At 71.5% G+C, this 22,293-nt stretch carries 21 protein-coding genes; 6 read left to right on the forward strand and 15 right to left on the reverse strand.

From position 1 onward, the window contains the following. Positions 1-119 precede the first annotated feature (119 nt). From BM314_RS20710 to BM314_RS20720, 3 genes are all read left to right on the forward strand, one after another. On the forward strand, positions 120-1,421 hold the full coding sequence (locus BM314_RS20710; RefSeq protein ID WP_020093871.1) for a YeaH/YhbH family protein: 1,302 nt from the start codon (positions 120-122) through the stop codon (positions 1,419-1,421). A 34-nt stretch (positions 1,422-1,455) separates the two neighbouring features. Then, complete coding sequence (locus tag BM314_RS20715) at positions 1,456-3,027, forward strand: SpoVR family protein (protein ID WP_091979917.1); 1,572 nt, start codon at positions 1,456-1,458, stop codon at positions 3,025-3,027. 266 nt (positions 3,028-3,293) lie between these two features. Next, positions 3,294-3,722 (forward strand): PaaI family thioesterase, encoded by a 429-nt coding sequence (locus BM314_RS20720; protein WP_020093869.1) that lies wholly within the window; start codon positions 3,294-3,296, stop codon positions 3,720-3,722. A gap of 107 nt (positions 3,723-3,829) precedes the next feature. Here BM314_RS20720 and BM314_RS20725 read toward each other — a convergent pair whose 3' ends face one another. The 4 genes from BM314_RS20725 to glyA all read right to left on the reverse strand — a co-directional run bounded on the left by BM314_RS20725 (position 3,830) and on the right by glyA (position 7,516). After that, complete coding sequence (locus BM314_RS20725) at positions 3,830-4,453, reverse strand: riboflavin synthase (RefSeq protein ID WP_091979919.1); 624 nt, start codon at positions 4,451-4,453, stop codon at positions 3,830-3,832. A gap of 3 nt (positions 4,454-4,456) precedes the next feature. Then, complete coding sequence (gene ribD / locus BM314_RS20730) at positions 4,457-5,566, reverse strand: bifunctional diaminohydroxyphosphoribosylaminopyrimidine deaminase/5-amino-6-(5-phosphoribosylamino)uracil reductase RibD (protein ID WP_020093867.1); 1,110 nt, start codon at positions 5,564-5,566, stop codon at positions 4,457-4,459. Beyond that, the gene (gene nrdR, locus BM314_RS20735) at positions 5,563-6,096 is read right to left on the reverse strand and encodes a transcriptional regulator NrdR (RefSeq protein WP_056523583.1); all 534 of its coding nucleotides are present in this window, start codon (positions 6,094-6,096) and stop codon (positions 5,563-5,565) included. Before nrdR ends, ribD begins: the two co-directional genes overlap by 4 nt. 115 nt (positions 6,097-6,211) lie before the next feature. Next, positions 6,212-7,516 carry a serine hydroxymethyltransferase gene (gene glyA / locus BM314_RS20740; protein ID WP_012320887.1) on the reverse strand — a complete coding sequence of 435 codons (1,305 nt, stop codon included), beginning with the start codon at positions 7,514-7,516 and terminating at the stop codon, positions 6,212-6,214. A 541-nt stretch (positions 7,517-8,057) separates the two neighbouring features. Between glyA and BM314_RS20745 the strand changes: the two genes are divergently transcribed. Next, on the forward strand, positions 8,058-8,507 hold the full coding sequence (locus BM314_RS20745) for a hypothetical protein (protein ID WP_091979921.1): 450 nt from the start codon (positions 8,058-8,060) through the stop codon (positions 8,505-8,507). A gap of 33 nt (positions 8,508-8,540) precedes the next feature. Here BM314_RS20745 and BM314_RS20750 read toward each other — a convergent pair whose 3' ends face one another. The 5 genes from BM314_RS20750 to BM314_RS20770 form a co-directional block, all read right to left on the reverse strand. Next, entirely contained in the window at positions 8,541-8,858 is a 318-nt protein-coding gene (locus BM314_RS20750) for a cupin domain-containing protein (RefSeq protein WP_091979923.1), read from the reverse strand. 72 nt (positions 8,859-8,930) lie between these two features. Next, entirely contained in the window at positions 8,931-9,719 is a 789-nt protein-coding gene (locus BM314_RS20755) for a DUF937 domain-containing protein (RefSeq protein ID WP_091979925.1), read from the reverse strand. A gap of 110 nt (positions 9,720-9,829) precedes the next feature. Continuing rightward, entirely contained in the window at positions 9,830-11,266 is a 1,437-nt protein-coding gene (locus BM314_RS20760; protein ID WP_091979927.1) for an MATE family efflux transporter, read from the reverse strand. Between the two features lie 17 nt (positions 11,267-11,283). Further along, the gene (locus BM314_RS20765) at positions 11,284-13,257 is read right to left on the reverse strand and encodes a monovalent cation:proton antiporter-2 (CPA2) family protein (protein WP_091979929.1); all 1,974 of its coding nucleotides are present in this window, start codon (positions 13,255-13,257) and stop codon (positions 11,284-11,286) included. Between the two features lie 185 nt (positions 13,258-13,442). Further along, positions 13,443-15,059 (reverse strand): glucosamine inositolphosphorylceramide transferase family protein, encoded by a 1,617-nt coding sequence (locus BM314_RS20770; protein ID WP_091979931.1) that lies wholly within the window; start codon positions 15,057-15,059, stop codon positions 13,443-13,445. A 343-nt stretch (positions 15,060-15,402) separates the two neighbouring features. On the opposite strand from BM314_RS20770, the gene BM314_RS20775 reads away from it, so the two are divergent. Next, a complete protein-coding gene (locus BM314_RS20775; protein ID WP_020093859.1) occupies positions 15,403-15,702 on the forward strand; it encodes a hypothetical protein in 300 nt (99 codons plus the stop codon). 38 nt (positions 15,703-15,740) lie between these two features. Here the strand turns inward: BM314_RS20775 and BM314_RS20780 are convergent, their stop codons facing one another. Continuing rightward, a complete protein-coding gene (locus BM314_RS20780) occupies positions 15,741-16,172 on the reverse strand; it encodes an RT0821/Lpp0805 family surface protein (protein WP_331298221.1) in 432 nt (143 codons plus the stop codon). 161 nt (positions 16,173-16,333) lie between these two features. On the opposite strand from BM314_RS20780, the gene pdxH reads away from it, so the two are divergent. Continuing rightward, complete coding sequence (gene pdxH, locus BM314_RS20785; protein WP_091979933.1) at positions 16,334-16,957, forward strand: pyridoxamine 5'-phosphate oxidase; 624 nt, start codon at positions 16,334-16,336, stop codon at positions 16,955-16,957. A gap of 71 nt (positions 16,958-17,028) precedes the next feature. On the opposite strand, the gene BM314_RS20790 is transcribed toward pdxH, so the two are convergent. From BM314_RS20790 to BM314_RS20815, 5 genes are all read right to left on the reverse strand, one after another. Further along, positions 17,029-17,712, reverse strand: a complete 684-nt coding sequence (locus BM314_RS20790) for a 50S ribosomal protein L25/general stress protein Ctc (protein ID WP_020093856.1) — start codon at positions 17,710-17,712, stop codon at positions 17,029-17,031. 189 nt (positions 17,713-17,901) lie between these two features. Next, positions 17,902-18,789, reverse strand: a complete 888-nt coding sequence (locus BM314_RS20795; protein WP_091979935.1) for an ABC transporter permease — start codon at positions 18,787-18,789, stop codon at positions 17,902-17,904. 2 nt (positions 18,790-18,791) lie between these two features. Then, a complete protein-coding gene (locus BM314_RS20800) occupies positions 18,792-19,727 on the reverse strand; it encodes an ABC transporter permease (protein ID WP_091979937.1) in 936 nt (311 codons plus the stop codon). 277 nt (positions 19,728-20,004) lie between these two features. Continuing rightward, positions 20,005-21,267 carry an ABC transporter substrate-binding protein gene (locus BM314_RS20810; protein ID WP_091979941.1) on the reverse strand — a complete coding sequence of 421 codons (1,263 nt, stop codon included), beginning with the start codon at positions 21,265-21,267 and terminating at the stop codon, positions 20,005-20,007. An 11-nt stretch (positions 21,268-21,278) separates the two neighbouring features. Then, complete coding sequence (locus tag BM314_RS20815) at positions 21,279-22,274, reverse strand: ABC transporter ATP-binding protein (protein WP_091979943.1); 996 nt, start codon at positions 22,272-22,274, stop codon at positions 21,279-21,281. Between the last annotated feature and the right edge of the window lie 19 nt (positions 22,275-22,293).

A 22,293-nucleotide genomic window follows, 5' to 3' on the forward strand; every position in this document is an offset into this window, starting at 1 on the left:
GACCGGCCGGCGAAGATCGCGGCCCTGCTGCCAAAGAGGGATCCTTCCCTCCGGTGACAGCATGGTACGACAAGGGTCCGGACCCGGCCGGAGCACGCGGACGAGGGTTTTCGCAGCGGATGCACATCGTCGACCGACGTTTGAACCCGGGCGGCAAGAGCCTCCCGAATCGCCAGCGCTTCCTGCGGCGCGTGAAGGACGTGGCCCAGCGCGCGGTGCGGGAATCCGCCCGCGAGAAGGACATCAAGGATCTCGGCAAGGACGGCCGCGTCACCGTGCCGGCGGACGGCGTCCGGGAGCCCCGCTTCTCGCGCCAGCCCGGCACCGGCCTGCAGGATCACATCCTGCCCGGCAACAAGACCTACGTGGAGGGCGACACGATCGAGCGCCCGCCGGGCAGCGGCGGCGGTCGCGGCTCCGGCGAGGGCGGAGAGGGCGGCGAGAACAGCGAGGACGCGTTCCGCTTCGTGCTCACCCGCGAGGAGTTCTTGGAACTCTTCCTCGAGGATCTGGAATTGCCGGACCTCGCCAAGCGTCGCCTCGCCATCGTCGAGACGGAAGGGTTGCGCCGGGCGGGCTACACGGTCACCGGCTCGCCCGCGAACCTCGCGCTCACCCGAACCCTGCGCAACTCGATGTCGCGGCGGATCGCCCTCAAGCGCCCGAAGCCCGACGAGGTCGCGGCCCTGGAGGCCCGGCTCGACGCCCTCGCCGAGGGGCACCCGGAGCGGCCGGACCTGGAGCAGGCCCTGTTCCGGCTGCGCGAGCGCGCGAAGCGCATCCCCTACGTCGACCCGATCGACCTGCGCTTCCGCCGGTTCGAGCCCTATCCGCGGCCGATCGCGCAGGCTGTTATGTTCTGCCTGATGGACGTGTCCGGCTCGATGACCGAGCACATGAAGGACCTCGCCAAGCGATTCTACATCCTGCTGCACATCTTCCTGACGCGCCGCTACCGGCACGTCGAGATCGTGTTCATCCGCCACACCGACCGGGCGACCGAGGTGGACGAGGAGACCTTCTTCGGCTCCCGCGAGACCGGCGGCACCCTGGTCTCGTCGGCGCTCGTGGAGATGAAGCGCGTCATCGCCGAGCGCTACGACCCGAACGACTGGAACATCTACGCGGCCCAGGCCTCGGACGGCGACAACGTCTCCTCCGACGGGCCGACCTCCACGGAGCTGCTGCGGTCGCACATCCTGCCGGCCTGCCAGCACTTCGCCTATCTGGAGGTGGGCGACGAGAACGGTCCCCGCGCCGGCTTCGTCGAGCACCGCACCACCCTGTGGCGGACCTACGAGGCCATCGCCAAGGCCGGCGGCCCGATCGCCATGCGCAAGGTCAACCACCGCCGGGAGATCTACCCGGTCTTCCGCGAGCTGTTCGGCCGCAAGGAAGGCCGCGCCGAGGCGGAGGCGTGATGGCGGCGCGCGCATCAACCGATCGGGAGGCCGCATGACGCTCGTCAAGGCACGCACGCCCCAGATCATCGCGGGCAACCAGAAGCCGCTGTTCACCGGCAACGACTGGGATTTCGACACGATCCGGCGGATCCACGACGCCTGCGAGGCGGTGGCCGGGCCGCAACTCGGACTGTCGTGGTACCCGAACCAGATCGAGATCATCACGGCCGAGCAGATGCTCGACGCCTACGCGTCGATCGGCATGCCGCTGTTCTACAAGCACTGGTCGTTCGGCAAGCACTTCGCCCAGCACGAGGCCGGCTACCGGCGCGGCCTGATGGGGCTCGCCTACGAGATCGTCATCAACTCGGACCCGTGCATCTCCTACGTCATGGAGGAGAACACGGCGACGATGCAGACGCTCGTCATCGCGCACGCCGCCTTCGGCCACAACCACTTCTTCAAGAACAACTACCTGTTTCGGCAGTGGACCGACGCCGAGGGCATCCTCGACTACCTCGACTTCGCCAAGGGCTTCATCGCCCGCTGCGAGGAGCGCTACGGCCACCAGGCGGTGGAGCAGGTGCTCGACGCCGCCCACGCGCTGATGAGCCAGGGCGTCCACCGCTACCCGCGCAAGAAGCGGCCGGACCTCGCCTCCGAGCAGCGGCGCGAGCGCGAGCGGATCGAGCACGGCGAGCAGATCTACAACGATCTCTGGCGCACCCTGCCGCAGAAAATCGGCACGGCGCGTCCGGACGCGGCCGCCGAGCGGCGCAAGGCGCTGCTCGAACTGCCGCAGGAGAACATCCTGTATTTCCTGGAGAAGGCCGCGCCCCGCCTGCGCCCCTGGCAGCGCGAGATCCTGCGCATTGTCCGCCTGGTCGCCCAGTACTTCTACCCGCAGCGCCAGACCAAGGTGATGAACGAGGGCTGCGCGACCTACTGCCACTACCGGATCATGAACGCCCTGTCGGAATCCGGGCAGATCACCGAGGCGGCCTATCTCGAGTTCCTGCAGTCGCACACCAACGTCATCCGGCAGCCGAACTACGACGACCGCTCCTACGGCGGCCACAATCCCTACGCGATCGGTTTCGCGATGATGCAGGACATCGCCCGCATCGCCGAGCAGCCGACCGAGGAGGATCGGGCGTGGTTCCCCGACATCGCGGGGGTCGGCGACGCCATGGCGGTCCTGCGCGACTGCTGGGAGAATTACCGGGACGAGAGCTTCATCCAGCAGTTCCTGTCGCCCAAGCTGATGCGCGACCTGCGCCTGTTCCACGTGGTCGACGATCCCGACGAGCCGGAGCTGCGGGTGGAGGCGATCCACGACGAGCGCGGCTATCGCAAGCTGCGCCGCTCCTTCGCGCGGCAGTACGACGTGGCGTGGCTCGACCCCGACATCGAGGTGGTGGACGTGGATCTGGAGGGCGACCGGCGCCTGATCCTGCACCACAAGGCGATCAACAAGATCACCCTGCAGAAGGACGACGCCAAGCGGGTGCTGCAGCACCTCGCCGACCTCTGGGGCTACGACGTGGTGCTCAAGGAGGTCGAGTCGGCCAGCGGCACGGTGCTCGGCGAGATCACCGCCAGCGCGCGGCCGATCTTCTTCTGAGCAGGACGGCGGGAGGGCGCCTCCCGCCCGATTCCTCGTCCTGATGTGGCGTCCGGCCGAAACCCTCGATGGTGGCAGCCCTCCGTCATCACGAGCGCAGCGAAGTGACCCAGGGTCGCGCGACATCGGTGAATGTAGCGCCGACTGGATCGCTTCGCGCCGCTCGCCAAGACGGCACCGGCCGATCGATCGGGACCTTCCGATCAGGACGGCGGTTCCGAAGGCCTCGTGATTGCCTCGGCAGTACCGCCGTGCTGCATGGAGCGATGACCGCCACGATCCTCACCCTCGCCGAGACCGGCGACTTCCTCGACCGCGAATTCCCGCAGATGCAGGCGGGCGGGCGCGCCTACCACCTCGAGGCCGTGGGACCGCTCTCGGCGCGGATGCGGCTCGAAGCCCACGAGCGCTTCCTGCGTCCCGGCGCGACCGTGTCGGGGCCGGCCATGATGGCGCTCGCCGACTACGCCCTCTACGCGGCGATCCTGGCCAATATCGGTCCGGTGGCGCTCGCGGTGACGACGAGCCTCACCTTCAACTTCCTGCGCAAGCCCGCCACCGGGGATCTCGTGGCCGAATGCCGGCTGCTCAAGCTCGGCCGGCGCCTCGCCGTCGGCGAGGTGTCGATCACCGCCGCGGGCAACCCCGACCTCGTCTGCCACGCCACCGGCACCTACTCGATCCCGCCGCGCTGACGCGCCGTCTTCGCGAGCGCAGCGAAGCAACCCAGGGCAGCGCGCGATTGCCAGACGGGGCGTGTCGCTGGGTTGCTTCGCCGCGCTCGCAAGGACGGGAGGCTTGCTCAGCCGACACGCGCCTCGGCGAGCCGGGCGGCGTAGCGGGCGATCAGGTCGACCTCCAGGTTGAGCCGGTCCCCCTGCCGCCGCTCGCCCCAGGTGGTGACCTGGAGCGTGTGCGGGATCAGCAGCACCGAGAACAGGTCGTCCGCGACCGCATTCACGGTGAGCGAGGTGCCGTCGAGGCAGACCGAGCCCTTCTCGGCGATGAACTTCTTCACGGCGGCCGGGGCCCGCAGGGTGAAGCGCTCGCTGGCGCCCCAGGCATCGGCCGTCACGCCCACGCGCTCCACGATCTCGGCGAGGCCGTCGACATGGCCGGTGACGAGATGGCCGCCGAGCTCGTCGCCGATCTTCAGGGAGCGTTCGAGGTTGATCCGCGTGCCTGCCGCCCAGGTGCCGACGGTGGTGCGCGCCAGCGTCTCGGCGGCGGCGTCCACCGCGAAGACGCAACCGCCCGCGGCCGGCTCTACCGACACGGCGGTGAGGCACGGTCCGGCGCAGGCGATCGAGGCGCCGAGCGCGATCGTCGCCGGATCGTAGGCGGCGCGGATCGCGATCCGGCGCAGGTCACCGTCGCCCGAGACCGAGACGACCGTGCCGATAGCGCTGACCAAGCCCGTGAACATCGCTTACGTCCTGTTGCGTTCGTAGGTCACGGCCGTGTCGGGCCCGAGCTGCAGCCGCTCGGCCTCCCGGAACCGCTCGCCCGCCAGGGCTTCCGCCAGGGCCGGGCCCAGGGCCGGCAGGCCGCCCGCTGCGCCCAGCTCCGCCGGCCCGGTGACCAGCGTGCAGGCATCGATCAGATCGGCCCGGGCCAGCGCCTCCGCAAGGCGGGGGCCGCCCTCGCTGCACAGGCGGGTCAGGCCGCGCTCGCCGAGACGCGCCAGGGCCGCCGGAAGGTCGATCCCGCCGGCCGCGTCCGCCGCTACGGTGGCGACCTCGACGCCGAGGGCCTCCAGGGCCCGCCGCGCGTGGGCCGGGGCCGAGCGGGTCGTGAGCACCAAAGTCGGTGTGTCGCGGGCGGTGCGGGCGAGGACGCTCGCCGGGGAGAGCCGCAGATGCGTGTCGAGCACGACCCGCAGGGGCGAGCGCGTGCCGAGGCCCGGCAGCCGCACGGTCAGCGACGGGTCGTCGGCCCGGGCGGTGCCGATGCCGATCAGGATCGCGTCGGCGTGGGCCCGCCACAGATGGACCGCCCCGTCCGCCACCGGCCCGGTGATCCGCAGGCGCTCCGGCCCGGCGGAAGCGCAGAAGCCGTCGCGGGTGCGGGCGAGCTTGAGGTGCAGGGCCGGGCGGCCGCGGGTCACCCGGGTGACGTGGCCGACATGGTCGCGCGCCGCCTCCTCCCGCATCAGCCCGGTCTCGACCGCGACGCCGCCCCGCCGCAGGAGGTCGTGGCCGCGCCCGGCCACCCGCGGGTCGGGATCCTCCAGGGCGCTGACCACCCGGGCTATCCCGGCGGCCAGGATCGCGTCGGTGCAGGGCGGCGTGCGGCCGTGATGGGAGCAGGGCTCCAGGGTGACGTAGAGGGTCGCGCCGCGGGCAGCCTCGCCGGCGGCGGCGAGCGCCACGGGCTCCCCGTGCGGGCGCCCGCCCGGCGCCGTGGCCGCCGTCCCGAGGATGCGGCCGGTTTCGGGCTCGACCACGACGGCGCCGACCGACGGGTTCGGCCAAGTGGTGCCGAGCCCGCGTCGGCCCAGCGCCAGGGCGAGGCGCATGAAGTTCGGGTCGCCGCTCATGGACGCCCGGCGCGGCGCCGCCCCGACGCCTCGGGCTCCGGGTCGCCCTCCGGACCCGGCGCGGCCGCCGGTACCGGCGTGCCGTCGCTCAGCGTGCCGAGCAGCTCCTCGAAGTCCCGGGCCTCGCGGAAGTTCTTGTAGACGGAGGCGAAGCGCACGTAGGCGACGTCGTCGAGGCCCTTCAGCCCCGCCATCACCAGCTCGCCGATCGCCTCGGAGGTCACCTCGGGCTCGCCGGCGCTCTCGAGCTGCCGGGTGATGCCGCTGACCAGCCGCTCGATCCGCTCCGGATCGACGGCGCGCTTGCGCAGCGCCACGTCGATGGAGCGCTGGAGCTTGTCGCGGTCGAACGGCACGCGCTTGCCCGAGCGCTTGAGCACCACGACCTCGCGGAGCTGCACGCGCTCGAAGGTGGTGAAGCGGCCGGCGCAGTCCGGGCAGACCCGGCGGCGCCGGATCGCGGCGCCGTCCTCGGAGGGCCGCGAGTCCTTCACCTGGGTCTCGGAGCCGCCGCAGTAGGGACAGCGCATGGATCTCGCTACTCGGGCATGGAAACGGCCGCAGACCGGTCGGATCCGCGGCCGTTTCCTAATCCACCGCGGGCCGGCCCGGAAGACCGGCCCCGGCTCAAGCGGCCCTCTTGCCTCAGCCGTAGATCGGGAACCGGTCCGTCAGCGCGTGGACGCGGGTCTTGACGTCGGCCTCGACCGCGCTGTCGCCGGCCTCACCCTTGGCGGCGAGCCCGTCCAGCACCTCGACGATGAAGCCGCCGATCTGCTTGAACTCGGCGACGCCGAAGCCGCGCGAGGTGCCGGCCGGGGTGCCGAGCCGGATGCCCGAGGTGATGGTCGGCTTCTGCGTGTCGAAGGGGACGCCGTTCTTGTTGCAGGTGATGTGCGCCCGCGACAGGGCCGCCTCGGCGGCCTTGCCGGTGAGGCCCTTCCGCTGGAGGTCGACCAGCATCAGGTGGTTGTCGGTGCCGCCCGAGGTGATGTCGTAGCCGCCCGAGATCAGCGTGTCGGCGAGCGCCCGGGCGTTCTCCACCACCTGGCGGGCGTAGATCTTGAACTCGGGCTTCAGCGCCTCGCCGAAGGCCACCGCCTTGCCGGCGATGACGTGCATGAGCGGGCCGCCCTGGAGGCCGGGGAAGATCGCCGAGTTGAACTTCTTGGCGAGCGCCTCGTCGTTCGTCAGGATCATGCCGCCGCGCGGGCCGCGGAGGGTCTTGTGGGTCGTCGTGGTGGCGACGTGGGCGTGCGGGAACGGCGACGGGTGGACGCCGGCCGCCACGAGGCCCGCGAAGTGGGCCATGTCGACCATGAAGTAGGCGCCGACCGAGTCGGCGATCTCGCGGAACTTGGCGAAGTCCCAGTGGCGCGGGTAGCCCGAGCCGCCGGCGATGATCACCTTCGGCTTGTGCTCCTGGGCGAGCTGGGCGACCTGCTCCATGTCGATCCGCTGGTCCTCGCGGCGCACCGTGTAGGAGACCGGCTTGAACCACTTGCCCGAGACGTTCGGCGGCGCGCCGTGCGTCAGGTGGCCGCCGGCGGCGAGGTCGAGGCCCAGGAAGGTATCGCCGGGCTGCATGAGCGCCAGGAACACACCCTGGTTGGCCTGGGAGCCGGAATTCGGCTGCACGTTGGCGAAGCCGCAGTCGAACAGGCGCTTGGCGCGCTCGATGGCGAGATCCTCGGCGATGTCCACGAACTGGCAGCCGCCGTAGTAGCGCCGGCCCGGATAGCCCTCCGCGTACTTGTTGGTGAGCACCGAGCCCTGAGCCTCCAGCACGGCGCGGGAGACGATGTTCTCCGAGGCGATCAGCTCGATCTCGTGCTGCTGGCGGCCGAGCTCCTTGGCCACCGCCTCGGCGATCTCGGGGTCGGCTTCCGTCAGCGGGGCGGCGAAGAAGCTGTTGGAGAAGTGCTTGTCGGCGGCGGTACCGGCGCTCATGGTCTGCCTCTGTTCTGGTAGGGGCGATGCCCGGCCTTTCGTCGGCGTGCACGGGCGGGCGTTGAAGGGGGGATTCCTACACGCGCCGAGGGCTCAGGCCAAGCACAGGCATTTTGCTCGCGCGCCAAGAATAATTTGTCGCAGCCTGCCGCGGCGACCTCGAGAGTGCTGCCGGCATATTTTCCTTCCCTGCCACCAAAGGCTAGATAAAAGGAAAAAAGTCATGTAATAAATCATGAATGTTTCGAGGATCGGAGACGCGATGCGGTACTGTGATCTGCCGGATGTCCTGGATTATTCCATAACTGAGCTTCGGCTCGGCCTAGCCTTCATCGCGCGACGGCAGGACCAGCGCTGCCCCGGTTCGAGCGATCTGGGATATCAAGACCGGCAAGGCGCAGTAGACGCCGGCTCGCGCGCGCGAACTGCGCAGAGATGTCGGCGTGGATGACAGTTTTCCCGTCATAGAGGTTCACTTGAGACGAGGAAACTCGGTCAAGGGACTGTCAATATCCGCGATCCTACTCGGAGAGAGGTTGTCATGAGCATGGAAGCCTACGCGCTCTGCGCGGGCGCGATGCCTGGCGTGGCGGAATGGCAGGCGGCCATCCACGAAAACGGGTTCGATCTGAAACTCGACGCCGCGCGCATACCGCCGGCCACGCAAGGGCATCTGCCCGCGACCTGGCGGCGCCGCGAGGCCGGCTTCGAATGCCAGATCATTCCGCTGTCGGATCTGACGGACACCTATACCGACATCGACTTCGGCGGGCCGTGGACGTGCGTCTATGCCTTCTACTTCGCCACGCTCCCGGCTTGCGTCGGGGCGTGGATGGCTGTCGCGGCCTGCGCGGCCCAGTCGGACGGTATCGTTTTCGATCCGCAAGAGGGGCAGCTGCTCACCGCCGAGGGCGCGATCCGCTGCGCTCAGGACACGGTGGCGCGCGTCGTCAGCCTGGACGCGCAGTTCGATACCTCCGCGGGCGGCTGAGGCCGGATGGCGCGCCGCGCCTCGGCGGTGCCGTCAGGTCCGCGTCGCGAGGTTCGTCTCGATCAGGACCGTCTCGGTCTCGAACGCGGCCGCGTGCCACGCTCCGGCCGGGAAGTGGAATACGCTTCCGTCCGAGAACGGCTCGCGGCCCCGCTCGGTCTCCAGGATCCCCGAGCCCGAGAGCACCTGAACGAACTGCTCGTGATCGTGGCTGTGCGCCGGCGCCGAGACGCCGGCCGGGACGACCACGCGCACGAGGCTGGCGCCCGAGCCCGGGATCGTGCGCTTGGCGACGCCGTTCCCGCCGAGGCTCTCGGCGCGGTCGTCCCAGGCGGTCAGGTAATCGCTCATCACGGGTCTCCTCGCTGGCAGGGTGCCGCTCCGATCGGTCGGGTCAACGCTCGACCGGACCCCGCCCCCGCGTCAACCGGTCCCGCCGGGCTGGCGGCCGCGCCGGCCCTTGCCGGCCGCGGGGTCGGCTGGCGCCGGATCCGGTCGGGCCGGGTTGGTCGACGGCGCCGGAGGCACGGCGCTCGCGGACGGCGTGCCGGAGGTGGGCCAGAAGGTCTCGAATAGCTCCTGCATCGCCCGGATGTTGTTGCCCTGAACCTCGGCCCCGGTGCGCAGCATCTGCTGGAACATGTCGGAGCCGGCGTCGCCCGCGCCCGCCTGCGGGCTGGCGGCCGGCTTGGCGGCGGGTCTGGCGGCCGGCTTCGGCGGGGCCGGCTGCTCGACGGCGGGCATCATCGCCCTGGCCATCTCGGCCCAGGCCGGGCCGAACGGGAACGGCACGGGCGGCGGCGGCGCGCTCGGCCGCGCCGGCTCGGCCTGCGGCTGGTTCAGCATGACGTGGACGATGCTCGCCACCACGGCGCCCGCCATCATCGGCAGCATCTGGCGCAGGACCTGCGCGCCGACGCCGCTCGTCGCCGAGGCCTGCCGCAGCACCGCCTGCATCAGCTGCGCCGAGCCGAACATCTGGCCGAGGGCCTCGAACCCCTGCGCCGGCGCCGGCTTGGCGGCCTCGAGACCGAACATCCGGGCGAAGCCGGTCGGGTCCAGGCCGACGCTGCGCTGGAGCCCGAGCGTCAGGGCCGGCATCAGCGCCTCGAAGGCGCGGGCCGTCTGCTCGGTCGTCAGGCCGAACGGCTGGCCCATGGCCTGAAGCCCGGCCTCGCCCTGGGCCTGGAACATCTCGAGCGGGTTGAACATGACGCCTCGATCCTGTCCCGGCCGGGACCGCCCGGGACAGGGCATCGTGACCCTTTGCGCGGGGAAATACCAGTTCCCACCCGCGGAACTTGTGCCTCCGCGCCGCCGTCTCAGCTCAACGGCTCGGGATGAGCGTGCCCCGGCGGCAGCGGTGCCGCCCGGTGGGGTGCCTCGGCGGCGACGTCCGGCTCCGGCCGGCGCGGGCCGACCCCCTCCAGCCGGTCGACCGTGCGGCGGGCGAGCAGGATGCCGAGCGCGCCGAAGACCAGGGAGCCGACCCCCATCCCGGCCACCACGCCGCGGGGGCCGTAGAGCGACGCGCCGAGCATGGCCGGCGGGATCGTCCCGAGCGTCGCCCGGCCCCAGTTCAGCAGCGTCGAGCGCAGCGGGAAGCCGAGATTGTTGAAGGCGGCGTTGCCGAGGAACAGGAGCCCGTTGAAGAACCAGATCGCGCCGCCGACGAGGCAGAAGAAGCCGAACAGCTCGGCCGCGACCCCCTGCAGGCCGAACAGGCCGGCGAGCCATCCCCGAGCCAGCGCCAGGAGGAGCCAGACCGCGGCGCAGTAGGCCAGAGTCACCCGGATCGCCGCGCCGAGCACGCCGCGCATCCGGTCGAACAGGCCCGCGCCCCAGTTCTGCGCCAGGATCGGGCCGATCGCCCCCGACAGCGCGAACAGGCCGCCGAAGGCCACCGGCGTCAGCCGGTCGATCACCGACGCGGCCGCGACCGCGTCCGCTCCATAGCCGGCAAACAGGCGTGCCAGGAAGGCGCTCGCCACCGAGGGGGCGAGGTTCGTGAGCACGGCCGGGCCCGCGACACCCGCCAGGGCGGCCGCGTCGGCCGGCAGATCGGACAGGCGCGGCCGGCCGAGGAGACCGTGCCGGGCGACGCCGCGGACGCCCACCGCCACGAAGGTCGCACGCGCCGCGCAGACCGTGATCGCCGCGCCCGTGACGCCGAGGCCGGCCCCGAAGATCAGCAGCGGATCGAGGAGCGCGGTGATCACGGCGCCGGCCAGGGTGACCGACATCGCCTGCCGCGCCTCGCCGACCGCGCGCAGCAGCCCGGTGAACAGCATGCCGGCGGCGAGCAGAAGGTTCGACGGCAGGGTGATGTAGAGGAACAGGACGGCCACCCGCAGCGCCTCGCCCTGCGCGCCGATCAGGGCCAGGAGCGGGCCGGCCAGCAGCGCGATCAGCCCCGCGATGAGGGCGGCCACGAGGCTACCGAGGACCAGCGCCGAGGTCGCGAGGCGCCGCGCCGCCGCGCGGTCGCGCGCGCCGACGGCCTTCCCGACCAGGGCGCCGGCGGCGATCATCAGGCCGATATTCACCGCCGTGGCGAAGAACTGGACGATGCCGGCGAAGCCGACCGCCGCCGTGAGGTTCGGGTCGCCCAGCGTCGAGACGTAGAGCAGCGACAGGAGATCGACGACGAAGATCGCCATCAGGCCCACCGAGCCGGTGGCCGCCATCACCACGACGTGGCGGAGGATCGAGCCGGTGACGAAGCGGCCCGCCTCCGCCGGGGGCGGCCCGTCGGACATGTCAGACATCCCGCCCGTCACGCATTCCGGGCGCTGCCTTCCGCCTCGAGCTCGGCCTCCGGATCGGGATCCTCGGCGGCCTCCGTCTCCTGCGGGGCCAGGGCGGGCTTCTCCAGGAGCCGCTCGGCGGCCTCGCGCCGGTCGCTGCCCACGAGGTCGCGGGTCTCGGTGCTGAGCGCCCGGGCCGGCCGGACCGGGGCGGTCAGCGGCTCGGGCTTCAGCCCGGCCGCGGCGCCGCGCATCCAGCTGGACCCGTCCGGCAGGGCGCCCGCCTGCTGCAGGACCAGCCGCGCGATGTCGCGCTTGCGCACGTCGTCGGTCCGGGCCGTGGCGGCCTCCGGCGACAGGCCGAGCCCCTCCAGGGCCGCCCGCCCGAAGGCGAGGGCGGATTCGGCGGTCTCGCGGATCTGGTAGTCGACGTCCCGGTTCATCAGCTCCACCGCGTGCAGGCGGTCGTAGGCCCGCACGAAGGTCCGCACGCTCGAGAATTCCTCGTGGACGATGTCGACGATCTTGAGGGCGCCCTCCCGGTCGTCGACGCAGATGCAGACCAGCTCGACCCGGCCGATCCCGGCGGCGCGGAGCACGTCGAGGCGCGTGCCGTCGCCGTAGTAGATGCGGAAGCCGAAGCGCGAGGCCGCGCGCAGCTGCTCCACGTCCTTGTCGATCACCGTGACCGGGATGCCCTCGGCCATCAGCACGTGCGTCAGCACCTGCCCGAACCGGCCGAAGCCGATCACCAGCACCCGCGCGTCGCCGCTCTCGGACAGCTCGGTGGAGGGCTCCTCCAGCGCGAAGGTGCTGCGCGCGTTGCGCCGCTCGATCAGCTTGTCGAGACCCTTGGCGGCGATGGGGCCGATCAGCATGGTCAGCGCGGCGAGCGCCACCGCGAAGCGCGTCGCCGTGACGCCGGTGAGGCCGAGATCCTGGGCCTGCGGCAGCAGCACGAAGGCGAACTCGCCCGCGGGCGCCAGGACCGCGGCCCCTCGCAGGGCCCCGAGGGTGTCCGAGCCGAACAGCCGGAACAGGCCGGCCACGATGGCGACCTTGACCAGGATCGCCGCCAGGGTCGCGCCGAACAGGGCCGGCCAGACCTCGCGCACGAGCACGCCGTCGATCGACATGCCGACGCTCATGAAGAACAGGCCGAGCAGCATGCCGCGGAACGGCTCGATGTCGGCCTCCAGCTGGTGGCGGAAGTTCGACTCGGCGAGCAGGATGCCGGCGAGGAACGCGCCCATCGCCATCGACAGGCCGACCTGCTCCATGAGCAGCGCGGTGCCGAGCACCACCAGGAGCGCCGCGGCGGTCATCACCTCCCGGGCGCCGCTCGCCGCGAGCAGCCGGAAGAACGGGTTCAGGCCGTAGCGGCCGACCAGCACCACCGCGAGGATCGCCGCGAGCGCCTTGCCGGTGGAGACCGCGGCCTCCCCGAGCCAGGAGACGTCGGTCGCCTCGCCGGCCGAGGCCAGCAGCGGCATCAGCGCCAGGATGCCGACCACCGACAGGTCCTGGAACAGCAGGACCGCGAAGGCGCGCGCGCCGTAGGCGCTGCCGAGATCGCCCCGCTCCTCCAGGAGCTGCAGGGCCACCGCGGTGGCCGAGAGGGCGAGCGCGAGGCCGATCACCGCGGCGGCGCCGAAGCTGAGGCCAGCCACGAGGCCGGCGCCGCCGAGCACGAGCGCGCAGACGACGAGCTGCGCGGCGCCGAGGCCGAAGATGTCGCGGCGCATCGAGACGAGCTGCGACAGGTGCAGCTCCAGCCCGACGATGAAGAGCAGGAGCACCACGCCGATCTCGGCGACGCTCGCGGCCGTGTCGGGCTCGGCGATCAGCGACAGGCCGGAGGGCCCGATCAGCACGCCGGCCACGAGGTAGCCGAGCACGGCGCTCTGCCCGATCAGCCGGAAGATCGGCACGCCGATCACGGCCGCCGTGAGGAAGGTCAGGACCGGCGGCAGGAAGCTCGCATGTTCGACGGGGCTCGCCATGGTGATCGTCCCGGCGGTTCTGCTGGATCGGCGCAGGTGGAGCCCCCGCTTAGCGCGCACGGGGCCGGGATGCGAGCCGTAAGCGGGTGCCGTTCGGCACCGACGGGCCCGCGCGGGGCGGTTCGGCCTCGGCTCGGCCCGAGAGGCGCGCTCAGCCCAGAGACGCGCTCAGCCCAGAGACGCGCTCAGCCCAAGAGGCGGGGGCGCGCCCGGTGCGATCCGTCGATGAACTCGAAGCCGCCGGCGGCGCTCAGCATGTGCAGGCGCGTGCCCGGCCAGGCCGCGCCCGGGCACAGGCGCGTCTCGACCTGCTGCGCGTAGGCCTCCTCGTCGAGGCGGAGGATCCGGGCGAGGCCGAGCGCCGCGCCGTAGCCCTGGCGGCAATCCTGGACGGGCCGGATCAGGCCGCCGTCGCGCGCCACGATCGGGCCCGCGGCCCGGGCGGAGCCGATATCGATCAGCACCGGGTTGTGCCGGTGCGGCGTCCAGGGCCCGCGGAAATGCGGCGCGTGCCAGAGATGGAGCGTGTCGGAGTAGCTGCCGCCGCCGGCCCGGACCGTGGCGAACATCCACCAGCGGCCCCCGTGCTGCAGCAGGGTCGCGTCCCCGGCCACGACCCCGTCGAGGAGCACCGCCTCGTGGACCCAGCCGCGCGGGAAGTCGGTGGCCCGGTAGAGGTCGATCGTCCCGGAGGCGTGGGATTCCGGGATCATCCAGACCTGCCCGTCCGCCTCGAACACGAACGGGTAGGAGAGGTGGGTCTCGAGCTCGAGCACCGGCTCCGGGCGGCCGCGGGGGCCGTCCGCCCCGAAATCCACCGCGGCGATCACGCCCTTGCCGCGGCGGTAGTCGAATTCCTCCACGAACAGGGTCACGGCGCCGTCCCGGGCGATCGCGAAGGGGTCGGCGTAGAAGCGGCGCCCGTCGTCGGGAAGGACCTGCCAGCCGCCTTCGGGATGCCGGCGCAGGTCGATCAGGTCGGGGCCGACGATCCGCCGCCAGCCCACCCGCCAGTGCGGGCCGTGGAAGCAGAGGGCGTAGAGCCGGCGGGCGATCTGCCGGGCGAGCCCCCCGGCGGCCCGGCGGCGGGCGCCCAGGCCGCCGAGGTCGTAGGCGGCCGCGGGCCGCAGGGATGCTCCGGCGCCGTCGGGGAGCGCCGTCGAGGCGGCGCCGTCCAGGGCGGCGAGGATCAGCGTGATGGTCCGCGCGAGGTAGCCCTCGAAGGCCGTGAGCATCACCGTGTGCGATTCCGTGCCGAGGCGGCCGACCGCCACCGGCGCGCCGTCCGGCCCGCGCAGGGCCGCCACCGGCGCCCCGTGGGCGAACAGGGCGGCGAGGAGGCCGGCCTCGCCCGGCATCCCGTCGTAATCGAGCCGCCAGGCCGGCGCCGGGCCGGGATCCGCGGGGCTGTCCGAGAGGTCGAGGACGAGGTCGGCGGCGCTCCCGCCGGGCTCCGCGCCGTCGTGGCTCGCCTCGTAGGGGGCGAGGGCCACCGGCTCCGCCGCGGTCGCCAGACCCGGCCGCGGCAGGCCGTGGATGGCGGCCTCCAGGCGGAACAGGAGCTCCGCGTTCGGCGGCAGGCCCTCCGCGTGCTCGACCCAGGCGACGCGGATCCGATGGTCGGGCCGCTGCCCGAGCTGGTCGAGGAGCCGGATGTGCCAGCCGCGCAGGGACCGGCGGTCGAGCCGCACGACGATGGTCCGGGTGCGGGCGCGCGTCCCGGAAGACGACGGCTCCGTCCGGGCGGGAGCCCGGCCACCGGTCGCCGACGGCCGGTCCGCGCCTCCGATCACCCGCTCCATCAGCCGGTCAGCCCCGCGCCCCGCGTGCCGGATTTCGTATCGACGCTCACGGCGGCCAGACCCAAGATGCGCCCGGCCTCGACCCTCGATACGGTCGAGCCGGGCTCGAATGCTGTTACGCCGCGCCACGATCAAGCACGGCCGCGTGACTGTCTACAGGTTCAAGCTTAACGTGCGGGACGATTTCTGGAGGATGAACCGAAAAAATCGAAACGCCGTCCATCAAATAAACGCGTGTTGGCGGGTCGTGATACAGTGTCGCGAGGCGGTGGCAGTTCGCCGTGGGGAACCCCACCTCCAGCTGGACCGTTCGCCAGTCAAGGACGTGGTGCGGAGACAGGACATGACGCGCAAGACGCTGACGATGCCCCTCGCGGCGATGCTCCTCGCCGCCATTCCGGGAACGGCCTTCGCCTGGGGCGGTGGCGGCGGTGGCGGCGGCGACAGCGGGAGCGGCCTCTCGCCCTACGCGGCGCTGAGCGGCAACGACCGCTCGGCCGGGGTCAACAACGGCAATTACCGCGACCCGGCCCTCGACCCCTACATCCGGACCTACGATCCGGAGGCCGCGGCCCGCTACGCGGCGCCGCCGGCCGCGCAGCCGCGCCTGCGCGTGCGGCCGTACTACGGCTACCCTTACTGACGCGATCCGCGGAGGCCGTCGCGCGACGGCCTCGTCGTTCAGGAGCGTCCGAGGCCGCTCGCGGCCCGGACGCGCTTGAGCGTCCACGGACCGCCCGAGAGCTTGCAGCCGGTGCCGCGGACGAAGCGGCTGCGGGTCGGCGCGATCACCGATGCCAGGAAGTTGCGGCAGATCAGCTCATCCGACACGTACGGGAGCCCGGTCGGGTTGACCGACCCGTGAAGCCCGGTCTCCGGGTTGTCCCACTTGACCGGCCGCCCGTTGCCCTGCGGATCCAGGGCGACGCCGAGGGCGGCCCGCGCCCGGCGCCAATCCTCCTCGGCGAGGTCGTCCCCGAAGCTCACAGGCCGCTTCTCGATGCTGCCGGTGACGGTCGGCTCCTCGACGACGCGCGGCGGCGCCGCCGGCGGATCGCCCCGGAAGACCAGCAGGGGCTGGCTGCAGCCGCACAGGGCCATCGCCATCGCCATCGACACCACCGACACGGACGCGCAGATGCGCGACCGCCGGCTTGGCCCTTTACACGCGCATCCCCGCATTACACCTGACTCACGACGGGCTATTCGCTCGACCGAACATGCCGATGTCGGTGCCCCCTCAGGCCCTGGACGCGGCTGGCAGGAGTCTTGGCGTGGATCAGTTAAGGACCGATGACCCGAAGAGCGCGGACTTCACGCTGAGCGAGGACCCCGTCGGGCTGTTCGCGGCCTGGATGAAGGAGGCCGAGGCCTCCGAGCCCGAGGACGCGAACGCGATGGCGCTCGCCACCGCCGGATCGGACGGGCTGCCGGACGTGCGAATGGTCCTGCTGAAGGACTTCGACGCCCGAGGCTTCGTCTTCTACACCAACACGCAGTCCACCAAGGGGGAGGAGCTGGCGCAGAACCCCCAGGCGGCCCTGGTGCTGCACTGGAAGAGCCTGCGCCGGCAGGTGCGGGCCCGCGGGCCGATCACGCCGGTCACGGCCGCGGAGGCCGACGCGTATTTCCAGAGCCGCCGCCGCGAGAGCCGGCTCGGGGCGATCGCCAGCCAGCAATCCCGCCCACTGGCCGACCGCGCCACGCTGATGAACGCCGTGGCGGAGCTGTCCGAGCGCTACGGCGACGGGCCGATCCCCCGGCCGAAGCACTGGACCGGATTCCGGATCGCGCCGGTGAGCGTCGAGTTCTGGCAGAACGGCGATTTCCGCCTGCACGACCGGGTCCGCTTCACCCGGACGGGCGCGGGCTGGAGCCGGGCGCGGCTCTATCCCTGACATCAAGCCGAAACGCAGAGAGCCCCGGCAGGGCCGGGGCTCTCGCGTCGCGTGACGGGTGGCGCTGAGGCTCAGGCCTCCTCGCCGTCCTTCTTCTCGTCCTCGGCGGACTCCTCGGCCTTCTCCTCGGCGGCCTCGGCCGACTGCGCCTCGGCGATGGCGGCCTCCTCGGCCTCCACCTCGGCACCCAGCACGGTCGGCGGCACGATGTTGGCCACCGGGTCGGTCTGCTCGCCGGTGTAGGTGCCGGCCGGGATCTTGATGTCGGAGACGTGGATGACGTCGCCGATCGCGCGGCCGGTCAGGTCGACCTCGATCGCGTCCGGGATCTGGTCGGGGGCGACGTCGAGGCTCAGCGTGTGGGCCACGATGTTGAGGGTGCCGCCGAGCTTCTTGATGCCGGGGGCCGCGTCCTCGTTGACGAAGTGAACCGGCACCTCGACCGTGACGGTCTGGCCCGAGACGACGCGCAGGAAGTCGACGTGCAGCGGCACGCCGGTCACCGGGTCGAGCTGGAAGTCGCGCGGGATCGCGCGGACCTTCTTGCCGCCGGCGTTGATCTCGAACAGCGTGGTCTTGAAGCCGCCGGCGTAGATCAGGGTGCGGGTGCGGATGAGGTCGACCGCGATGGATTGCGGCGGCTGGCCACCCCCGTAGATGACGGCGGGAACTTGGCCCTGGCGACGAACGGCCCGGGCGGCCCCCTTGCCGACCCGGTCGCGTGCCACGGCCTCAAGCGTCTTCACAGCGCTCATGGCGTGATCCTTTACGATTGCTGGAGCCGGAAAACGAAAAGGCCGCCCCTGGCGGACGGCCACATCCTTCCCGGCGCGCCCCTGCCTCCAAGGGTGTCTCGGGGGCGCGCCGTGCGCATACACGGGCGGGGGCGGATTGGCAATGCGGCGGCGCCGCCGACCCGCGGCGGCCCGGCCGTCCGGCATCGATCACAGGCCCGCCAGCGCCCGCCGCGCCCGGCGCTTCTGCAGCCACAGGGTCAGGCCGAGCGCGGTCCCGATCACCAGCGCCGAGACGGCCGTGGTGACCGTGCCGAGGGCGTAGATCTCCGGCGTCGTCACCGTGGTGGTCAGGCCCTGCAACTCCAGCGGCAGGGTGTTGCGGCCGCCGATCGCCTGGCTGGTGCGGGCGAGCTCGTCGAACGACAGGGTGAAGCCGAACAGCGCGACGCCGACGAGCGCGGGCGCGAGGATCGGCACCACCACGTGCCGGAGCGTCTGCGGGCCGCTGGCGCCGAGGTCGCGGGCGGCCTCCTCGTAGGCGGGGTCGAACCGGTTGAACACCGCGAACATGATCAGCAGGCCGAAGGGCAGGGTCCAGGTGAGGTGCGCGCCCAGCGCCGAGCTGTAGAGGCCCATCAGCGTGCCGTGGTCCTGCAGGAACCCCCAGCCGGTGGCGGCGGCGAGCGCCTTCACGGCGTCGTCGAGGAGCCGGAACTCCAGGCCGATGCCCAGCGAGACCACGATCGAGGGCACGATCAGGCTCGAGACCGCCAGGGCGAAGACGAGGCCGGCCCCGCGAAACCCCTTCCGGAAGGCGAGGCCCGCGTAGAATGCGATTCCCGCGGTGAGCGCCATGACCACGAGGCCGAGGGCCAGCGAGCGCCGCAGCGCCGCCCAGATGTCGATCACGCCGACGCCTTCCCACAGCTTGGCGAACCAGTGGGTCGAGACGCCGTTCATCGGGAAGGTCAGGCCGCCGGACGGGCCCTGGAAGCTCAGCGCCAGGATCGTCAGAGTTGGCCCGTAGAGGAACAGGACGTAGAGGGCGAAGACCGCCGCCAGCAGGTAGAAGGCGCGGCCGCGGGGCTGGTCCATCGCTACAATTCCCGCCGGAGGTCGATCATCCGGGTGAGCCCGAGGATCATCAGCAGCACGGCGGCGAGCAGCACCACGGCGTTGGCGGCGGCGGCCGGGAACTGCAGGTAGGACATCTGCACCTGGATCACCTTGCCGACGCTGGCGATCTGCTGGCCGCCCATCACGCCCACGGTGACGAAGTCGCCCATTACCAGGGTCGTCACGAAGATCGTCCCGATGGCGATGCCGGGCTTGGCGAGCGGCAGGATCACGTTCCAGAGGATCTGCGCGCCGGACGCGCCGCCGTCGCGCGCCGCCTCGATCAGCCGCCGGTCGATCCGCGCGAGGCTGTTGAAGATCGGCACGATCATGAACACCGTGTCGAGGTGCACGAAGGCCAGAACCACCGCGAAGTCGGAGTAGAGCAGGCCGTCGATCGGCTGCCGGATCAGCCCGAGGGTGCGGAGCGTGTCGTTGACGAGGCCGTTGCGGCCGAGCAGCGGGATCCACGAGATCATGCGGATCACGTTCGAGGTCCAGAACGGGATCGTGCAGAGCAGGAATAGGCCCATCCGCACCGTGCCGGAGCGGATGTGGAAGGCCAGGAAGTACGCGATGGCGAAGCCCAGCGGCAGGGTGATCGCCAGCGTCAGCGCGACGAACTTCACCGTCGACAGGTAGGTGCGCACGGTCGTGCAGAGGTTGGCCGACAGGCAGCCGTCGAACACGTCGGCGTAGTTCTGCAGGGTGAGCGCCGGGATGATCTCGTACTCGTTGTATTCCCAGAGCGAGACGATCCCGGTGAGCACCAGTGGCACCACCAGGAAGACCAGGAAGACGAGGGCCAGCGGCGCGGCCTGGAGGTAGGCGAGGGCGCGGCCGCGCGGGCGCGCCGCGACGGCGGGCGCCGCGGTCCGCTCGGCAGTCGCGGCGGCGGGCAGGGCGAGATCGGTCATCGGATACGCCCCACGCGTGCCGACGCTTCCCTCCACCTCTGCGGGGTCCGACGTTCACACATCGGCTCCTGCGAGGCGCGCCGCGCCCCCTCTCCCGTGCGGGAGAGGGTTGGGGTGAGGGGGCCGGTCCTTCCGGAGAAGTCGCATTTCTCACCCTGTCCCTCTCCCGCACGGGAGAGGGGACCCGCGTTCCATCCGGCGGCCGCGTCGCTGCGCCGGATGGGCGTCTCCGAGTGCCCTCGGAGAGAGGAGGGCGGGGAGGCGGCGCGCACCGCCCTCACGCCGCGATGAACTCGTTCCACTTGCGCACCATGTAGGTGTTCTCGTCCATCACGGCGTTCCAGCAGGCGACCGCGCCCATCCGCGCGTCGAAGGAGCCGCCATCGCGGGTGGCGCCGGCCTTCTCGATCAGGGTGCCGTCGGGGCCGAGGATGTCCTTCTCGGCAGGCTTCCCCTCCATCCAGAAGGCCCACTCGTAGGGCTGCATGTTCGCCTGGGCGGTCTCCAGCACGGCCGAGTAGTAGCCCTGCCGGTTGAGGTACGCCCCGGCCCAGCCGGACAGGAACCAGTTGATGAAGTCGTAGGCCGCGTCGAGCTTCCGGCCGCTCAGCGTCTTGGGGATGCCGAAGCCCGAGGCCCAGGCCCGGTAGCCCTCCTTCAGCGGCTGGTAGGTGCAGGGCACGCCCTGCGCCCGCACCTTGGTGACGGCGGGCGACCACATCGACTGGATCACCGTCTCGCCGGAGGCCATCAGGTTCACGGATTCGTTGAAGTCCTGCCAGAAGGCCCGGAACTGGCCGGCGCGCTTGGCCTCGATCAACACCTTGATGGTGCGGTCGATCTCGGGCTTCGTCATGTTGCCCTTGTCGCCGTAGGTGTAGTCGCCGGTCGCCTCCACCACCATGGCGGCGTCCATGATGCCGATCGACGGGATGTTGAGGATCGAGGCCTTGCCCTTGAAGGCCGGGTTCAAGAGCTCCTTCCAGCTCGTGACGGGCACCTTGATCAGGTCCGGCCGGATGCCCAGCGTGTCGGCGTTGTAGACGGTCGGGATCAGCGAGATCCACCCGGTCTGTTCGCCGGCAAATTTTTTGGAGTCGATGCCCTTCAGGTAGAAGACCTTCTTGGGCGCCGTGCCCTGGTCGCCGATCTTCTTGCCCGCGACCTCGCCCTTGGTGAAGACCGAAGAGATCTTGTCGGCGAGCTTGATCCGCTTGGCGTCCATGCCCTGCAGGTTGCCGGAGGGCAGGATCTTCTTGAGGCTGAAATACTCGGTGTCGATCAGGTCGAAGGAGTTTGGCTGGGTGACCGCCCGCTTGGTCACCTCGTCGGTGACCACGGGGATGTACTCGATGGTGAGGCCGAGATCCTCCTTCACCTTCCGGGCGATGTCGGCGGACTGGTTCACGGCGGTGCCGAGGTAGCGCAGGGTCACGGGCTCGGCGGCGTGCACCGCCGGGAAGCCGGTCACCGGCGTCGCGGCGAGCGCGGCGGCCCCCTTCAGGAGCGTGCGCCGGCTCGGCTTCTGGGGCAGGTCCATGGTGGTCTCCGTTAGGCGTCGAGGCGGTGGGCGGCTGAAGCGTCCCAGCCGACCGGGATCATGTCGCCGGGGCGGAGCGGGCGGGCCGCGAACTCCGCGTCGCTGAGGATCGCCGTGAGGGCGGCGGGGCTCTCGGGCGCGCGCTCCAGCCCCTCGGCGTCGAGGCCGACATGGACGCTGGTGCCCTGGTACTCGACGGCCACCACCCGGGCCGGCCGCGCGGCGGGGCCGGCCTCGGCGCCGAGCCGCATCCGGTCCGCCCGAACGGCGACGAGCCCCTCGGGCAGCCGGATCACGTTGTGGCCGCCGATGAACCGGGCCACGAAGGCAGTGGCCGGGCGTTCGAACACGGTGCGCGGGTTGGCGGCCTGCTCGATCCGGCCGGCATTCATCACCACCACGAGGTCGGAGAGCGCCATCGCCTCCTCCTGGCTGTGGGTGACGTGGATGAAGGTGAGCCCGAGCTCGGTCTGGATCCGCTTCAGCTCGACCCGCATCCGCACCCGCAGGAACGGGTCGAGGGCGGAGAGCGGCTCGTCGAGGAGCAGTACCTTCGGGCCGGTGACGAGGGCGCGGGCGAGGGCCACGCGCTGCTGCTGGCCGCCCGAGAGCTGGGCCGGCAGGCGCCCGGCGAGGTGGCCCATCTGCACGAGGTCGAGCATGGCTATCGCCTTGGTCCGGCGCTCCGCCTTGCCGATCCCGCGCATCTTGAGGCTGAAGGCGACGTTGTCGCGCGCGTCGAGATGCGGGAACAGCGCGTAGCTCTGGAACATCATGGCGGTGCCGCGCTCGGCCGGGGCGGCGTCGCCCACCGCCTTCGGGCCGATCACCACGTCGCCCGCGCTGGCGCGCTCGTGCCCGCCGATCATCCGGAGCGTCGTGGTCTTGCCGCAGCCGGAGGGGCCGAGCAGGCAGCAATAGGCGCCGGACGGCACCTTCAGGTCGATGCGGTCGACCGCAATGGCCGCGCCGTAGCGCTTGGTCAGGCCGATCAGCTCGACGTCCATGCGGTTCTCCCCCGGGAGC

It is taken from the genome of Methylobacterium sp. 13MFTsu3.1M2 (genome assembly GCF_900112625.1).
Lineage (GTDB): Bacteria > Pseudomonadota > Alphaproteobacteria > Rhizobiales > Beijerinckiaceae > Methylobacterium.

Bases quoted from the DNA above. Each gene is read 5' to 3' on its own strand.
- BM314_RS20710 (WP_020093871.1), top strand. From the start codon at position 120: ATGCACATCGTCGACCGACGTTTGAACCCGGGCGGCAAGAGCCTCCCG.
- BM314_RS20715 (WP_091979917.1), top strand. From the start codon at position 1,456: ATGACGCTCGTCAAGGCACGCACGCCCCAGATCATCGCGGGCAACCAG.
- BM314_RS20720 (WP_020093869.1), top strand. From the start codon at position 3,294: ATGACCGCCACGATCCTCACCCTCGCCGAGACCGGCGACTTCCTCGAC.
- BM314_RS20725 (WP_091979919.1), bottom strand. From the start codon at position 4,453: ATGTTCACGGGCTTGGTCAGCGCTATCGGCACGGTCGTCTCGGTCTCG.
- ribD (WP_020093867.1), bottom strand. From the start codon at position 5,566: ATGAGCGGCGACCCGAACTTCATGCGCCTCGCCCTGGCGCTGGGCCGA.
- nrdR (WP_056523583.1), bottom strand. From the start codon at position 6,096: ATGCGCTGTCCCTACTGCGGCGGCTCCGAGACCCAGGTGAAGGACTCG.
- glyA (WP_012320887.1), bottom strand. From the start codon at position 7,516: ATGAGCGCCGGTACCGCCGCCGACAAGCACTTCTCCAACAGCTTCTTC.
- BM314_RS20745 (WP_091979921.1), top strand. From the start codon at position 8,058: ATGAGCATGGAAGCCTACGCGCTCTGCGCGGGCGCGATGCCTGGCGTG.
- BM314_RS20750 (WP_091979923.1), bottom strand. From the start codon at position 8,858: ATGAGCGATTACCTGACCGCCTGGGACGACCGCGCCGAGAGCCTCGGC.
- BM314_RS20755 (WP_091979925.1), bottom strand. From the start codon at position 9,719: ATGTTCAACCCGCTCGAGATGTTCCAGGCCCAGGGCGAGGCCGGGCTT.
- BM314_RS20760 (WP_091979927.1), bottom strand. From the start codon at position 11,266: ATGTCCGACGGGCCGCCCCCGGCGGAGGCGGGCCGCTTCGTCACCGGC.
- BM314_RS20765 (WP_091979929.1), bottom strand. From the start codon at position 13,257: ATGGCGAGCCCCGTCGAACATGCGAGCTTCCTGCCGCCGGTCCTGACC.
- BM314_RS20770 (WP_091979931.1), bottom strand. From the start codon at position 15,059: ATGGAGCGGGTGATCGGAGGCGCGGACCGGCCGTCGGCGACCGGTGGC.
- BM314_RS20775 (WP_020093859.1), top strand. From the start codon at position 15,403: ATGACGCGCAAGACGCTGACGATGCCCCTCGCGGCGATGCTCCTCGCC.
- BM314_RS20780 (WP_331298221.1), bottom strand. From the start codon at position 16,172: ATGGCGATGGCGATGGCCCTGTGCGGCTGCAGCCAGCCCCTGCTGGTC.
- BM314_RS20790 (WP_020093856.1), bottom strand. From the start codon at position 17,712: ATGAGCGCTGTGAAGACGCTTGAGGCCGTGGCACGCGACCGGGTCGGC.
- BM314_RS20795 (WP_091979935.1), bottom strand. From the start codon at position 18,789: ATGGACCAGCCCCGCGGCCGCGCCTTCTACCTGCTGGCGGCGGTCTTC.
- BM314_RS20800 (WP_091979937.1), bottom strand. From the start codon at position 19,727: ATGACCGATCTCGCCCTGCCCGCCGCCGCGACTGCCGAGCGGACCGCG.
- BM314_RS20810 (WP_091979941.1), bottom strand. From the start codon at position 21,267: ATGGACCTGCCCCAGAAGCCGAGCCGGCGCACGCTCCTGAAGGGGGCC.
- BM314_RS20815 (WP_091979943.1), bottom strand. From the start codon at position 22,274: ATGGACGTCGAGCTGATCGGCCTGACCAAGCGCTACGGCGCGGCCATT.